Source organism: Mycobacterium colombiense, assembly GCF_001953985.1.
GTDB classification, from domain to species: domain Bacteria; phylum Actinomycetota; class Actinomycetes; order Mycobacteriales; family Mycobacteriaceae; genus Mycobacterium; species Mycobacterium colombiense_B.
In genome coordinates, this window is record NZ_MBEI01000006.1 from 53,210 (window position 1) to 67,295 (window position 14,086).

15 protein-coding genes are annotated in these 14,086 nt (G+C 63.7%); 9 read left to right on the forward strand and 6 right to left on the reverse strand.

The features are described 5' to 3' along the window. Window position 1: 1 nt before the first annotated feature. From A5732_RS01275 to A5732_RS01285, 3 genes are all read right to left on the reverse strand, one after another. Complete coding sequence (locus tag A5732_RS01275; protein ID WP_065056731.1) at window positions 2-472, reverse strand: MaoC family dehydratase; 471 nt, start codon at window positions 470-472, stop codon at window positions 2-4. Beyond that, entirely contained in the window at window positions 469-1,662 is a 1,194-nt protein-coding gene (locus tag A5732_RS01280; protein ID WP_076051050.1) for an amidohydrolase family protein, read from the reverse strand. The genes A5732_RS01275 and A5732_RS01280 overlap by 4 nt, the downstream gene beginning before the upstream one ends. Before the next feature lie 94 nt (window positions 1,663-1,756). Continuing rightward, entirely contained in the window at window positions 1,757-2,386 is a 630-nt protein-coding gene (locus A5732_RS01285; RefSeq protein WP_076051049.1) for a cysteine hydrolase, read from the reverse strand. A gap of 61 nt (window positions 2,387-2,447) precedes the next feature. On the opposite strand from A5732_RS01285, the gene A5732_RS01290 reads away from it, so the two are divergent. Beyond that, window positions 2,448-2,885, forward strand: a complete 438-nt coding sequence (locus A5732_RS01290) for a nuclear transport factor 2 family protein (protein WP_076100128.1) — start codon at window positions 2,448-2,450, stop codon at window positions 2,883-2,885. On the opposite strand, the gene A5732_RS01295 is transcribed toward A5732_RS01290, so the two are convergent. Next, complete coding sequence (locus A5732_RS01295; protein WP_076100131.1) at window positions 2,875-3,774, reverse strand: TIGR03619 family F420-dependent LLM class oxidoreductase; 900 nt, start codon at window positions 3,772-3,774, stop codon at window positions 2,875-2,877. The genes A5732_RS01290 and A5732_RS01295 overlap by 11 nt on opposite strands. Beyond that, a complete protein-coding gene (locus A5732_RS01300; protein WP_076100134.1) occupies window positions 3,771-4,874 on the reverse strand; it encodes an acyl-CoA dehydrogenase family protein in 1,104 nt (367 codons plus the stop codon). Before A5732_RS01300 ends, A5732_RS01295 begins: the two co-directional genes overlap by 4 nt. A gap of 116 nt (window positions 4,875-4,990) precedes the next feature. Between A5732_RS01300 and A5732_RS01305 the strand changes: the two genes are divergently transcribed. From A5732_RS01305 to A5732_RS01320, 4 genes are read left to right on the forward strand one after another with little or no spacing between them, the layout of a single operon-like run. After that, window positions 4,991-6,187 (forward strand): amidohydrolase family protein, encoded by a 1,197-nt coding sequence (locus A5732_RS01305; protein ID WP_076051045.1) that lies wholly within the window; start codon window positions 4,991-4,993, stop codon window positions 6,185-6,187. Window positions 6,188-6,193: 6 nt separating this feature from the next. Continuing rightward, window positions 6,194-7,162 carry an acyl-CoA dehydrogenase family protein gene (locus A5732_RS01310; RefSeq protein WP_076100137.1) on the forward strand — a complete coding sequence of 323 codons (969 nt, stop codon included), beginning with the start codon at window positions 6,194-6,196 and terminating at the stop codon, window positions 7,160-7,162. Next, window positions 7,159-8,358: an acyl-CoA dehydrogenase family protein gene (locus A5732_RS01315; RefSeq protein ID WP_076100140.1), complete on the forward strand. Its 1,200-nt coding sequence runs from the start codon at window positions 7,159-7,161 to the stop codon at window positions 8,356-8,358. Before A5732_RS01310 ends, A5732_RS01315 begins: the two co-directional genes overlap by 4 nt. Beyond that, window positions 8,358-9,896, forward strand: a complete 1,539-nt coding sequence (locus A5732_RS01320) for a class I adenylate-forming enzyme family protein (protein WP_076051042.1) — start codon at window positions 8,358-8,360, stop codon at window positions 9,894-9,896. The genes A5732_RS01315 and A5732_RS01320 overlap by 1 nt, the downstream gene beginning before the upstream one ends. On the opposite strand, the gene A5732_RS01325 is transcribed toward A5732_RS01320, so the two are convergent. Continuing rightward, entirely contained in the window at window positions 9,886-10,752 is an 867-nt protein-coding gene (locus tag A5732_RS01325; protein WP_076051041.1) for a helix-turn-helix domain-containing protein, read from the reverse strand. The two genes, A5732_RS01320 and A5732_RS01325, sit on opposite strands and share 11 nt — an antisense overlap. 91 nt (window positions 10,753-10,843) lie before the next feature. Between A5732_RS01325 and A5732_RS01330 the strand changes: the two genes are divergently transcribed. From A5732_RS01330 to A5732_RS01345, 4 genes are read left to right on the forward strand one after another with little or no spacing between them, the layout of a single operon-like run. Continuing rightward, complete coding sequence (locus tag A5732_RS01330; protein ID WP_076100142.1) at window positions 10,844-11,887, forward strand: zinc-binding dehydrogenase; 1,044 nt, start codon at window positions 10,844-10,846, stop codon at window positions 11,885-11,887. Continuing rightward, window positions 11,884-12,285 (forward strand): nuclear transport factor 2 family protein, encoded by a 402-nt coding sequence (locus A5732_RS01335; protein WP_076100145.1) that lies wholly within the window; start codon window positions 11,884-11,886, stop codon window positions 12,283-12,285. The genes A5732_RS01330 and A5732_RS01335 overlap by 4 nt, the downstream gene beginning before the upstream one ends. Continuing rightward, on the forward strand, window positions 12,282-13,115 hold the full coding sequence (locus tag A5732_RS01340) for an SDR family NAD(P)-dependent oxidoreductase (protein WP_076100148.1): 834 nt from the start codon (window positions 12,282-12,284) through the stop codon (window positions 13,113-13,115). The genes A5732_RS01335 and A5732_RS01340 overlap by 4 nt, the downstream gene beginning before the upstream one ends. Before the next feature lie 8 nt (window positions 13,116-13,123). After that, entirely contained in the window at window positions 13,124-14,080 is a 957-nt protein-coding gene (locus tag A5732_RS01345; protein ID WP_076051037.1) for an LLM class flavin-dependent oxidoreductase, read from the forward strand. The last annotated feature ends 6 nt before the right edge of the window (window positions 14,081-14,086 follow it).

The following is a 14,086-nucleotide window of genomic DNA, read 5'->3' on the forward strand; positions in this document are numbered from 1 at the left end:
TTCAGTCATCGACCATGGCCGCGATGGTGTCGACCACGCATGCCGGTCGGTCGGATCCCTCAACCTCCACGGTAACGCGCACGGTGGCCCGGCCACCCCTGTCGTTGCGCTCCACCTTGACCAGTTCGGCGCCGGCGCGGATGCGCGAGTCGACCGGCACCGGGGCAGGGAAGCGAAGCTTGTCGGAACCGTAGTTGACTTGCATCGCCAGCCCGGTTACCCGGTAAATCTGTTGCACGAGAATGGGAACCAGCGACAACGTGAGATAACCGTGCGCGATCGTCCTACCGTACGGACCTTTGGCCGCCCGCTCCGCGTCGACATGAATCCACTGGTGGTCACCGGTCGCCTCGGCGAACAGATCGATTTCCTTCTGTGTGACCTCGTGCCACCCGCTGTAGCCGAGGTGTTCGCCGACGTGGGATTCGAAGCCGGAGATGCCCTCGTAGACGGTGGGGGAGGCCTGCGTCATGCCGGGACCTTGAGCCCCAACTGCTCAATGGCGTTGCCGCCCATGATCTTCGCCTTCGCGGCATCGGAGATGCCGTCGAGCCGGTCGACAAAGCTCAACGGATCGCCGATGCCCTCGGGGTGGGGAAAGTCGGAGCCGAACATCACGTGATCCTCGCCCATGATGTCGACGATCCCCTTGACATCGTCCTCGAGGAACGGGTGGATGTAGATGTTGCGTTTGAACACCTCGACAGGATGCTCGTCGAACTCCTTGGGCATGATCTTGTACGCGGTGTTGAGCTGTTCGAGAAGATTGCGTACCCAACCGCTGCCATTCTCGACGCAAAAGATCTTCAGGTCGGGGAAGCGCGACAGCGCACCGTGGCAGATCATCGCCGCCAAAGTGTCCTCGATGGCGCGGTGCCCCATGACCACCTCGCGCAGTGCGCTCGGCTTGAACGAAAGGTACTCGTCGCCGCCCTCCCATTCCATGAGGTGCTTCTGGTATCCGCTGTCCGAGGCGTGCATGGTCACCGGAATGCCGGTCTTAACGACTTCTTCCCAGAACGGGTCGAACTCGGGCAGACCCATCGATCGCGAGCCGCCGAAGCGACTGGGCACCGGAGCTGGGCGAACCAAGAACGTTTTCATTCCTCTTTCGAGGCACCAGTGCAGCTCCTGGATGGCCTCGTCTACGAGTGGCAGGCAAACGACGGGCGTCGCGAAGATGCGGTCGTGGTAGTTGAAAGTCCAGTGTTCGTGCATCCACTCGTTGAGTGCATGGATGATTGCGTGGGTCAGGACGACGTCGTCGGTGGTGCGCTCCTCGATGAGGCTTGCGAGGGTGGGGTACATGACGCACTGATCTATGCCGAGTTCATCCATCAGCTCCATCCTGGGAGCCGGGTCCTGGTAGGCGGGGATGACATCCATTGCTTCACCGATGAATTCGCGGAAATTGAGGCCCTCTGGATTGTTGCCCAAGAAGTAGTCCTCGGCGCTGCCAGGCCGGGCCACGCGCTCGAATGTCGGGTTGGGAATCATGTGGCTGATGTGGTCCTTGACGACAAGCTTGGGCCGTCCGTTGACGTCGACGTAGCCGACCTTGCCGCGGTGCTCTTTGGGCAGGTATTTGGTGAGCGCGTCCCTCGTCTCGTACATGTGGTTGTCGATGTCGAAGACCGGATACGGCAAGGACCGGGTAGACACGTGACTGATCCCTCCAGAGCAGCGAATATGGCCGTTTACGTTATTTGGAAATGACGTTATCACCAACACGCAACAACATCTATCCGGGGCCGGGTCAGGCGAGCTCGTGCCACGTTTTCACGACTGCTTCGGTAGTGGTCACCGTGCTCAGCAGCGCCAACGTGTTGTCGATGATCGATTCCGCGTATTCGCGCGGGTAACCACATACCGCATCGCGCGGAAGCACGAACTGATAGCTGCGATTGACGGCGTCCATCACAAAGTTCTGAATCGCGATGTTGACCGAGACACCCACGCCTACAATGGTCTGGATTCCGAGGTTGCGTAGCACCGAGTCAAGGTCGGTACCCGTCATCGGTCCGACGCCGTGCGTGCGGGTAAGGACCAGATCGCTTGGATCCGGGCCGAACTCAGGTAGCACCGAGGCGCCGGGGCTGCCCGGAGTCAAATCGGCGGCGAACGACTTCCCCGCCATGAACAGCCTGGCATTGCTATTGGACCCGCGGTTGTCTGGGCGCTTCTGCATAAGGCAGTGCACAACCGAAACGCCGGCCGCCCGAGCTGCGTTGAGAAGCCGGGCAATGTTAGGGATCGCCTCCCGGCTGGCTTCCTCGGCCAACATGGGCAGACCGGCCTGGGAGCCGATTACACCGCCCTGACATTCCTGGGTGACCAGGGCGGTCGTGGCGGGGGTCAACAGATCAAGCAGGCTGGGTTGCGGCATGAGAATAGACGTTATCGTGTGCGAGAACGCAATTTCCAGTCAGTTGGCCGAGGGAGAGCAGATGGATGCCTGGGAGCTCGAAATTCGCGAGTCGGTGCGCCAGACGCTGGCCGACTACACCGCCGCCACCGATCGGTTCGATCTGCGCGGTCTCGCCGCTTGCTTCACACCGGACGGCACCCTCGAGTTCACCGGCGGAGCGCACCCACTCACCGGTCCCGCAGAGATCGAGACGGGACTCGGCGCTGCCATGTCCAACGACCCTGACCCGGCGAGGCAGCCGCCCACTCATGTGCGTCATCACGTTTCGAGCATTCGATTTGGTTCTGTTGACAGAGACCGGGTTGAGGTCAGTAGCTATTTCGCCGTCCACACCGACATCGGCCTCGACCATTGGGGACGCTATCGCGACGTTCTCGTGCCGCTGAACGGGCAGTGGTTGTTCGCGCATCGGAGCATCAACGTGGACGGCTTTGCAGCCGACAGCCTCATGCGATGAACTCCGTTGCGAAACCGTGCGCGTGGTCGATGTATTCGGCCCGGGTGGCGCCCTGGGGTGCGATGGTCAGCCAGGTCACGCCCATCGCTTCCAGCTGCGCGATCGTCGCGTGTCGTTCGTCGGTCGACCTGCTTTCGTCGAGCAGATTGCCTGCCGAGAAGCAGATGTCCAGCGGTTCGGTACGGCCGATCTCGGCCGCGTATTTCTTGGCCCAGGCTATCGCCGACGCTAATTCCTCAAGCGTCGAGATCTCAGCGGTCCGTGACGCGGTCGCGTAGCCGAATGTGTTGAACGGCGCCCACCCCTGCGCGCGGGCAACCGCACGGCGTACCGCGGGCTTGCTGTTGCCGCCAACCCAGATCGGTGGTGGAGTCGTCGGTACCGGATACAGTCGCACACCTCGCGCGGCGAACGAGCTGCCCTCGTAAGCGACATCCTCGCCGGTAAGCACCTTGTTGAGCACGTCCAGCGCCTCGTCCAGCAACGCCCCGCGGTTTTCGAAATCTATTCCCAGCGCTTTGAATTCGGGTTTGAGGTAACCCGCGGCGGTGCCGAGTATCAGTCGGCCACCGGAGAGGACGTCCAGGCTCTGGATCGACTTCGCACCCAGGAATGGGTTGCGGTAGGCGGCGATGTAGACGTTGGTGAGCAACCTGACGACCGTGGTGGCGGCTGCCGCGAACGACAGGGCGACGAACGGGTCCAGGGCGTGGTGCCCGCCATGGTCGAGCCATTTCGCGTCGGGGGCGGGGTGGTCGGTGACGTGCACGGCGGCGAATCCGCTCGCCTCGCCTACGCGCGAAATTTCGGAGATCGCTTCGGCGGTGACGAATTCGGAAACGGCGTCCACCCGCTGGGTGGGCAGTTCGAGGGAGTACGAGATGGTCACGGTCGTCCTTTCATTGCCAGGGCTGCCAGGCGCTGGGCATGGTGGTCGGGGCTGCCGAAGATCAGCTCGGTGGCCTTGGCGCGCCGAACGTAGAGGTGGGCGTCGTGTTCCCAGGTAAACCCGATGCCGCCGTGGATTCGCATGTTGTCCAAGGCGACTTGCAGAAAAGCTTCCGAGCAGGTCATTTTCGCTACTGACGCAGCGATCGGCAGGTCGCTGCTGTCAGCGGATTCCGCAGCGTGAAAGGCGGCCGAGCGAGCGCCCTCGACGAGCACCAGCATGTCGGCACAACGATGCTTAATGGCCTGAAAGCTGCCGATGGGCCGTCCGAACTGGATTCGCTCCTTGGCGTAGCCCACGGCCATGTCGAGGCAGCGCTGGGCGGCGCCCACCTGCTCGGCGGCCAGCGCTGCGATCGCCAGGTCGCACGTGCGAGCCAGGCCGACGGCCGCGGCCCCATCGGTTCCGATTAACCGGGCGGGTACGTCGTGGAACTGTAGGTGAGCGACCTTTCGCGTGCGGTCGAGCGTGGCGAGCGGTTCACGAATGAGTCCGTCGGCATTCGCCGAGACCGCGAACAGCGATGTGCCCTCGCTCGTATTCGCCGCGGCCAGAACAACATCGACGGTATGGCCGTCGAGAACGAGATCGGCATCGCCATAGAGCCGATGGCCGGCGCCGTCGGCGCGTGCCGTCAGGGTGACGGCTAGCGGATCCCACGCGTCGAGGCTGCCGTTGAGGACTACCGTCGCGGTCGTGGATCCGTCGACAAAGCCCGGTAGGTAGTCACCCATCGCGGCGGCGTCGCCGCTGCAGAGGATCGCTTGCGTGGCGAGTGCGACGGTGGAGAAGAACGGCGCACACAACAGCGCGGCGCCCATCTCCTCGAACACGATTGCGAGTTCGGACAAGGTCGCACCTGCCCCGCCGAACTCTTCGGGGACGGCGATGCCGTGCAGCCCCAGTTCACGCGCCATCTGGCGCCACACCGATTCGTCATACCCCTGGGCGGTGGACATCAGGGCGCGTACCCGGTCGGACGGTGAAGCGACCGCCAGGAACTCCCGCACCGACTGCCGGAGTTCGTCGGCTTCACTCATCGCGGATTCCTTTGGTGTGGGTCTGCCCGGCCCGACGCGGGATAGGCATTGCCGGGAAAGGATAGTATCTTTTCTGAAATAGGAGAATCATCATTCTCGCATGAAGGAGCCGCGCGGTGACGACGAAACTCGACTACGGGATCTTCGACTGCGACACGCACTGCTACGAGACGCGCGACGCGTTTACCCGTTACCTGCCCAAGGAGTTCCAGGATCGGGCAATCACCACCGTGCGTGGAGCGGACGGGGTCGAGGTGATCCTCGCCGGCCATCGCGTCGCAACCTTCAACAGTGAGGGGGGCCTGGGTCTGGACGTCGCATACCGCCCTGGATCGCTGAAAGAGATGCTGAGGCAGATGGGATCCGGCAACCCGGAGGAGTCCTACGAGCCGCAGCCCATGCAGCCCGAGTACATCGAGCGTTCGGCACGGCTCGCGGTGATGGAGAAGCAGAACGTCGAGCGGATGGTCATCTATCCGAGCGGCATGGCCCTGTCCGCCGAGCACTACGTTGATGACACTCCCGCGCTATACGCGAATCTACGGTCGTTCAACCGATGGTTCGACGAGGAATGGGGTTTCAACTACCAGGACCGCATATACGCGACCGGGCTGCTTTCACTTCGCGACCTCGACTCGGCCGTCGCCGAAACCGACGCATTGATCGCGCAGGGTGCGAAGTTCGTCCTGCTGCCGACGGGCCCGGCATACGGCCGATCTCCTGGCGACCCCTACTTTGATCCGATTTACGCTCGACTTCAGGAAGCCGGCTGTGTCCTCGTATTCCACATCATGCCCTTCTGGTACTTCGACACGATCTCACCCGCCTGGGGGCACTGCGCAGATCCTGCCTCGTGGCACATGTCGGCATGGCAGTGGATGAACGTCTACGGCCAACGCCCGATCGAGGACACCCTCTCGGCGCTGATCTTCGACAACCTCTTCGGCCGCTTTCCCGGGTTGAACGTGCTTGTCGCCGAGCACGGTGCAGAGTGGGTGCCCTTCTTCACGAAACACATGGACAAGAGCCGCGGCATGGGCCGAAATGGTCCGTGGATCGGCGGGAAACTGACGGAAAAGCCTTCCGCCATCTTCCGGCAGCATGTTCGGGTGGTGCCGTACCCCGAGGATGACACGCCCGCGATCGTCAGCAGCTTGGGCTACGACGACTGTCTGGTGATGGGCTCCGACTACCCGCATGCAGAAGGGCTGGCCGAGCCTGCTGACTTCATCAAGTTGCTCGATCCGCTCGACGACGCTGCCAAGAAACGAATCATGCGCGACAATGCGGATCAGTTGATAGGGCGGAGCTAGGACTCAATGGGTGATGCCGATGGCGTCGACCTCGATCTGTTGCGCGAAGCGGCGCGCGATTTTCTGAGCGGACGGGTCGCGCAGGATTCCGTCAAAGAGCTCGCGGCCATGGATTGGACGGGGCTGCTCGTCGAGGAGAACCTTGGCGGCAGCGGATGGCGTCCTGTGGAGACGACCGTCATCGCCGAGGAGCTCGGCCGCGCACTGAACTCTTCGACGTGGTTCGGTTGCGTTCTGTCTGCAGCGGCGTTGGCCTCGGCACCGGGCGAGCTGCGCGATCGATGGTTGCACGCGATGCTCGACGGGACCGCGACGGCAGGCTGCGCGCTGGCAAGCGACACGGTCCGGGTTGCGAGGGGCGATGTCATCGACATCTTGGTCACGCTGGGGCGCAACGGAATCCATCTGTTTGAGATGTCGGACGCAATGCCGAGAAGCCGAGATGACGAGTTGTTGGATGTCAGCCGCCCGGCATGGCGCGTTGACCTCTCCGGGGCCGCGAGCGTCCTGGTCGGTGGGCCCGACCAAGCGGATCGGTTGCTCGCGGTCGCGAGGGTTCTGCTCAGCGCGGATTCGCTGGGAGCCTTGTCGACCACGTTCGAGCGGCTGGTCTGCTATCTGAAGGAGCGCATCGCCTTCGGTGTGCCGATCGCGAGTTTCCAAGCGGTGCAACACCGGCTGGTGGATCTGTTGGTCTTCGAGGCGAAGGCACGCGCGGTCATCATGAAGGCCGCCCGTGCCCTGGAGGCCGACGAAATCTCGGACGACGCCATCGTGTTGTCCGCCGCGGCGCACGCATTCGTCGCTGCGAAAGCAACCGCTGCCGTCGACGAGTGCATGCAGCTCTCGGGCGGTATCGGATTCACCTGGGAGTACCCCTTGCACCACGAGCTGCGCCGGGTGTTCATGAACGACTATCTGCTCGGCACCGCCCGCTCCAGTCGTGCGCTTCTCGCGGAAAGGTCGGGTTGGTGAGCGCCGCACCCACTCGGCCCAGCGAAGTGCAGCTGACCGAGTTCAGACATCGTGTCAGGGCGCATATCGCCGAACACGCACCCCCATTCGACGCGCGGGAAGGGCACCGTGCGCCGGAAAACCCTGAGCAGGAAGCGCAATTGCGCGGCTGGTTCGCCACGTTGTTTGACGCGGGTTTCGTCGGCGCAGACTGGCCCGTCGAGCACGGCGGACGCGCCGATCATCACCCGCTGCACGACCGCATCCTCAGCGAGGAGATCCTGCGTGCCCGTGCTCCGCGGCCCATCGATCAGGTCAACCTTGCGGCCCATGTGCTGCTGCACTTCGGGTCGGACGAGCAGAGGGCCGAACTGCTTCCGCCGATACGCCGCAGCGAGCACATATGGTGTCAGTTGCTCAGCGAGCCCGATGCCGGTAGCGATATCGCCGCCGTCCGCAGCAAAGCTGTCGAGCAACCTGATGGCACGTGGGTGATCGACGGCCAGAAGACCTGGATCACTGACGGGCACTGGGCCGACATGGGGCTAGCGCTCATCCGCACCGACCCGACTTCATCGCGCCACCACGGCCTTTCGGTGTTCGCCGTGCCAATGTCGGCACCCGGCGTCGAGATTCGTCCGATCCGCACGATCAACGAGGCGATCGAAGTGAACGAAGTTTTTCTCGACGCCGCGACGGTGCCCGCGAGAAGCCTGATCGGCGAGGTCGGCCAGGGCTGGTCAATCATCATGGCGGGCTTGGACTTCGAGCGTTTCGGAATCGGCGGCAACGTCATCTTGCTCGAGCTGCTGATCGATGATCTGGTGATGGTGGCGCGCAAAGCGATCATTGAAGGCACCCCGGCCCTCGAACATGATGACATCCGGCAGGCGGTCGCCGAGCTGGCCGTCGAAGTCGAGGTGGCGAAGTCCTTCATCGACGATCACGTTGAACGGCTCATCATCGGTGCGGATCAACCGGGCGACGGTTCGATCGCCAAGCTCAGCTTCTCCGAGACGTATCATCGGGTTTCGGCCTACGGCAGCGAACTCGCCGCCACCGTGTGCACCGTGGCCGCGGATCCGAGCGTCGAGCTGGCGAAACAGCGTCTGCGAGAATGCTGGCTGTGGTCGCGTGCTTATACGATTTCCGGCGGAAGCAATGAGATGATGCGCAACATCCTCGCCAAACGTCGGCTGTTATTGCCGAGCCGGTGATGTCCGAAACTTACTGGGGTCTCGTCGAAGCGGTTGCTCAAGAACATCCGGACCGAGTGGTTCTCGCCGATGACTTCGGTCGCAGCCTCACCTGCGCAGCCCTTTGCGACGAGGCGTTGCGGACGGCGGCAGCGCTGTCGGATTCCGGAGTAGGCGAGGGCACCGTGGTGTCGTGGCAATTGCCGACCACGTTGGAAACGATGGTGGTGATGGTGGCGCTCACCCGATTGGGCGCCGTGCAGAATCCCATCCTGCCCATTTGGCGCGAACGCGAAGTTCGCTTCGCGACCGAACAACTCGCGACCGAGGTCCTGGTCGTACCCGGTCACTGGCGCGGTTTCGACCACACTGCGCTCGCCCGCGAACTGGCGGAGCAACGGCCCATGTCCGTCCTCGTGATCGATCACGACGCGCCGATCACCGAAGCCCTCCGCCTGCCTGCCGGCGACCCGGCCGCGCTGCCTGCGCCGCCGGGATCCGCGGAGGACCCCCGCTGGGTCTACTACTCCTCGGGTACAACGGCGGCGCCGAAAGGCGCTCGGCATTGCGACCGTTCGGTCATCGCGGGTTCCGCCGGGGTGGTCGGTATCGTGGGGGCATCGAGCAGTGACGTCAACCCGATCGCCTTCCCGGTCTCGCACATCGGTGGTGCCGCCATGCTTGCGGCGAGCCTGCGCACCGGCATGCGCTTGGTGCTGTTCGACTCATTCGATCCGGCGACCTCACCGCAAGCAATCGCCGCACACCGACCAACGCTGTTGGGCACCGCGACGCCGTTCCTAGTGGCGTTCATGGCCGCGCAGCGTGCGCACGGGACGCAACCGCTCTATCCCGATCTACGTGGCTGTGTGGGCGGTGGCGCACCGATCACTGCCGAGTTGGGACGCCAAGTGCGGGAGACGTTTTCGGTCAACGGTGTCGCCAACTCCTGGGGCCTGACCGAGTTCCCGGTCGCGACGTCGCAGCGGCCGGAGGCCGCCCCGGATCTCCTCGATCGGACTGTGGGGCGCCCGGTCGCCGGAGTGTCTGTGCGGGCCGTCGACGACAGCGAGCGCGAGGTCGGCGCCGGCGAAGAAGGTGAACTTCGGCTCAAGGGACCCCAGTGCTTCCTGGGGTATGTCGACAGCTCGCTGGACGCCGACGCATTCGACGACGACGGCTGGTTCCGCACCGGGGACCGGGGGCGCATCGACGGCGACGGCAACGTCGTCGTCACCGGGCGCATCAAGGACGCGATCATTCGCAATGCCGAGAATATCTCGGCGCTCGAGGTCGAGGGTGTGTTGGCGACCCACCCGGCCGTCGCGGACGTCGCGGTCATCGGAGTACCGGATTCCCGCACAGGCGAACGGGTTTGCGCCGTTGTGGTTGCCCAACCTGGTAGCGACATCACGCTCGGCGCGTTGGCCGAACATTGCCACGCCCAAGGTCTGAGCCGTCATAAGTCCCCGGAGCGGCTCGAAATCATCGAGGCGTTGCCACGGAATCTCACTGGCAAGGTGCTGAAAAACGAACTTCGCGCGCGGTTCAATCGGTGATGGCGAGTTGCTGTACCTCTTTTAGCAGGGGTCGCGCAACAGAGCGGATCTCGGACATGGTCATCGGCCGCACGGGGTGGATGCCCAAGACCAGTTGGATATGGCCGGCACTGTCGAGCACCGGGGCCGAGATCGTCGCGACGGGACGCCGGGTGCGGGTGCCTCTGTCCGCCGCCAATGCGGCCGAGGTGAATTCGAGGCGCAACTGTTCGATGATCGACCGCATGCTGACCGGCAGCGCATGGTCGGACAGCGAACCAATGGCCTGCGCTGCTTGTGCGAGCGCCGGCGTCATCCAGTCGACGTCGTAGCCCCGCGCGCGTGTCTGGGCAAGAACGTCGTACAGCTGACGGGTGAGTGCCGAGCCGTCGGCTGCCGCCCGTTGTATCCACGCCCGCTGTGCGTCCGGGGTATCCCAGGCCGCGAAGGCAACGCCGAACGGTGCTGTGTAGGGAATGCGTTCGTTCGGCGACGCCGAGATCGCGCCACCCTTCGGCTGTTCGAACGCCGTGATGACGAGATCGTCGCCAGCGCGCTCGATGACCGAGGCGGGTACGTTGACGACGGTCGCGAGGCGTCGGGCCGCATCGCGTGCGCGGTGAGACATCGGACGGGCAATGTCGAGACGGGCTGCGATGACCGAGAGCGCCGGACCGAGGCTGAACGTCTTCGTGACGGGATCGCGGTTCACCCATCCGCGGTCGGTGAGCGTTTTGAGGATCGCGTGTGCGGTGCCTTGTGAGAGCTCGAGTTCGCGCACGACGTCGGAGAACCGCGTCTGCCGGTTGTCGGGCCGGCTCAGCAACTCGACGACGTCGAGAACGCGTTCAGTCGGTGCCGAGCTCGCTCCGCGCAACCTTGACTCCCAGTAGTACGCCTTCTACCGTCATTTCAGGACCTCGAGAATTATATCTCGAATATTAGAGAAATGGGTAGCCTTGCGCGCAGTGGTGTTGAGGGGCGGCGAACTGACGGTGCGGGAGACGGCCGACCCTTTGCCTGGTCAAGGCGAACTGCTGCTGAAGACACTGAGTACCGCGATCTGCGCGTCGGATGTCCATTTCATGGACCACCCGGAACTCGCGATCGACGATCCGACGGGTCGCTCACTCTACGACGCCGACAAAGACATCGTCATGGGTCATGAGTTTGTGGGCGAGGTGATCGGTCACGGCCCGGGATGCAGCGATGCGTTCCCTATTGGCGCAAGGGTGACATCGATGCCGATTCGGCTGGTCGATGGGGGCGCCGGCGGGCTGCGCATCATCGGTCAGCATCCCGAAGCCCAAGGCAGCTTCGGCGAACTACTCGTCGTGCCTGAGGCGACCGCGAAGGTGGTCGAGGGTTCGGTGTCCAGCGATGCGGTTGCCGTGGTCGACGCCTTCGCAGTGGGCGAGTATTACGTCCGCGTCGCCGAACTCCAACCCGGTGAGGTACCGATCGTCGTCGGGGCCGGCGCCATCGGCTTGTCCGCTGTGGCGGCGTTGTCTGCCCGCGGTATCGAGCCGATCATCGTGTCCGACTTCAGGGCGGAGCGCCGCGAACTCGCGCGCTCGGGTTTCGGCGCGCACGTATTGCACGATCCCGCCGAAGGATCGGTGTTCGATGTCTTCCGCGAAACGCGCCTAGAACACAAATTGTCCGGAACGGCGGTGGTGTTCGAATGTGTCGGAGCGCCGGGCCGCATCAACTCGATCGTCAAAGAGGCGGATTTCTACACCCGCATCTACTGCGCTGGTGGCTGGTACACGGGGGACACGCTGGACATCACCGAGGCGACCCGCCAAGGATTGACCCTACGGTTCGGCGGCGGCCCGATGCCGGCGGACTGGTACGGCGTGCTCGACGCGGTGGTGGAAGGACGCCTCGACCCGATGCCGAGCGTCGGCAGGATCATCGGTCTCGATGAGGTGCCTGAGGCGCTCGACGAGGCTCGCAGATCGGATGGACCCCCGCGCATTGTGGTGCACCCGAACGGAGACATTGAATGAGTGACCGAGACGACCTCGTCGAGCTGACGATTCGCTATGCGACCGCGATCGACACCGAACGGTACTCGCTGCTGAAAAAGGTCTTCACCGACGACGCGCAGGTGGACTACGGCGAGGTTGGCCAGTGGACCGGCGGCGCCGAGATCGCCGAGTTCATGAAGGCGGCTCACGTCGTGGCGGCCCACACGATGCATCGCATGTCCAATCAGGCTGTAGACATCGATGGCGACAAAGCCACGATGCGTACCTACGTCGATGCGCTGATCCTGCTCGAGGACGGATCGGGCGCGAATCCCGTTGGTTACTACGACGACTACGCGGTGCGAACGACGGACGGCTGGCGAATTGCACGTCGCTCCTACACCTCGGTTCGCCTCGTCGCGGTGCCGGCACCATGACAGACATCGCTGAGAAGTATGGGCCGTGGGCCCTGGTAGTCGGCGCGTCCGACGGAGTCGGGGCGCTGTTCGCTGAGCGCCTTGCTGACGAGGGTGTGAACGTCGCGCTCGTGGCCCGTCGACAACCCGTGCTCGACGGGGTGGCCAAGGGAATCCGCGAGCACAGCGGTGCCGAGACGCGGACACTTGCCATCGACCTCACCGAACCTGACGCTTCGCAACGAATCGTCGAGGCGACTGATGACCTCGACGTCGGCATGCTCGTGTACTGCGCGGGCGGTGATCCGAATTATCAACCCTTCCTTGCCAATCCGGTGTCGGCAGCGGAAGACCTGTTGCAACGCAACTGTTTGGTATTGATGCGATTGTGTCACCATTTCGCCGGCCAAATGGTCGAGCGGAAGAGAGGTGGCATCGTGAACTTCACGTCGGGGGCCGCGTTGGCTGGTGGCCGAAACATGGTGGCTTACGGTGGGACCAAGGCCTTCGACATGGTGTTCACCGAGGGCTTGTGGGCGGAGCTGCACGACAAAGGTGTGGATGTGCTTGGCCTGGTCCTTGGCATGACAGACACCCCGGCGTTGCGAAAGTTGGAGTTCGAGCGCGGGCGCCTGGCGTCTGTCGATGAGGTTCCCGAGGGTGCGGTCCCCGCCGCGAGCGTGGTCGAAGAGGCGTTCGCCAACCTCGGTAACGGACCGACGATCGCCACCGGCGATGATGTCCGGATGGCCCTTGAGCTCTTTAAGTCCATGTCACGCAACGAGGTTGTCCGACTGATCATGCAGATGTCCACCGAAGTCATGGGTACCGACGAACGCGAGGGAGGCTAGGCATCGCGATGTTCACCCTTCGCTTCGACATGCGCGCGCCGTCGATCGGTGCACCGCCGACCGAGTTGTACGCGGCCGCGAGCGACATGGCTGCGTGGGCTGAGACGCGGGGTTGCGTCGCGGCGGTCTTGTGTGAGCACCATTGCGCCGACGACGGTTACCTCCCGTCGCCGCTGCTACTGGGTGCCGCGATCGCCGCGCGCACAAAGCAGCTAATGCTGAACCTCGTCATCATTCTGCCGTTCTATGATCCCGCTCGCCTAGCAGAAGACATCGCCGTGTTGGACCACATCAGCGCGGGCAGAGCGACCTATGTCTTCGGGATCGGTTACCGCGCTGAGGAATACGCGCACTTCGGCTTGTCGCTTTCGGATCGCGGCCGCCTGGCCGATGAGAAGTTGGGGCTGCTTCGGCGCCTGCTGGCGGGAGAAGAGGTTATCCACGCGGGCCGGCGGATGAGGGTGACTCCGCTGCCACGCACCCCGGAGGGTCCGATGATGAGTTGGGGCGGTGCCAGCCTCGCCGCCGCCCGACGTGCTGGTCGCAACGGTCTTGGGCTCCTTGCCAACGGAGGGGTGCCCGGGATGCAGGAGGCGTACGAGAAAGCTTGCCGGGAGAATGGTTTCGAACCGGGTTTCATGCTGATACCCGAGAAGGACGCGGCTACCAATTGCTTTGTCGCCGATGATGTTGACGCGGCATGGGACGAGATCGGCCAGTATCTGCTGCACGACGCGATGGCCTACTCGGAATGGAATCCCGGCAACACCGTCTCGGCGAATATCACCACAGCCAAGACTGTCGATGAGTTGCGGCACGAATCAACGTCTCACGTGATCCTGCCAGTCGACGAAGCGCGAAAGCGCGTCGTCGCAGGCGAGGTGTTCAACATCAATCCGTTGTGCGGAGGAATACCCCCGGCGATCGCGTGGCCGTACCTGAAGACATTCGCCGAGCTGGGCTAGTGGAGA

Bases quoted from the DNA above. Each gene is read 5' to 3' on its own strand.
- A5732_RS01285 (WP_076051049.1), bottom strand. From the start codon at position 2,386: ATGCCGCAACCCAGCCTGCTTGATCTGTTGACCCCCGCCACGACCGCC.
- A5732_RS01300 (WP_076100134.1), bottom strand. From the start codon at position 4,874: ATGAGTGAAGCCGACGAACTCCGGCAGTCGGTGCGGGAGTTCCTGGCG.
- A5732_RS01340 (WP_076100148.1), top strand. From the start codon at position 12,282: ATGACAGACATCGCTGAGAAGTATGGGCCGTGGGCCCTGGTAGTCGGC.
- A5732_RS01310 (WP_076100137.1), top strand. From the start codon at position 6,194: ATGGGTGATGCCGATGGCGTCGACCTCGATCTGTTGCGCGAAGCGGCG.
- A5732_RS01275 (WP_065056731.1), bottom strand. From the start codon at position 472: ATGACGCAGGCCTCCCCCACCGTCTACGAGGGCATCTCCGGCTTCGAA.
- A5732_RS01335 (WP_076100145.1), top strand. From the start codon at position 11,884: ATGAGTGACCGAGACGACCTCGTCGAGCTGACGATTCGCTATGCGACC.
- A5732_RS01290 (WP_076100128.1), top strand. From the start codon at position 2,448: ATGGATGCCTGGGAGCTCGAAATTCGCGAGTCGGTGCGCCAGACGCTG.
- A5732_RS01320 (WP_076051042.1), top strand. From the start codon at position 8,358: ATGTCCGAAACTTACTGGGGTCTCGTCGAAGCGGTTGCTCAAGAACAT.
- A5732_RS01345 (WP_076051037.1), top strand. From the start codon at position 13,124: ATGTTCACCCTTCGCTTCGACATGCGCGCGCCGTCGATCGGTGCACCG.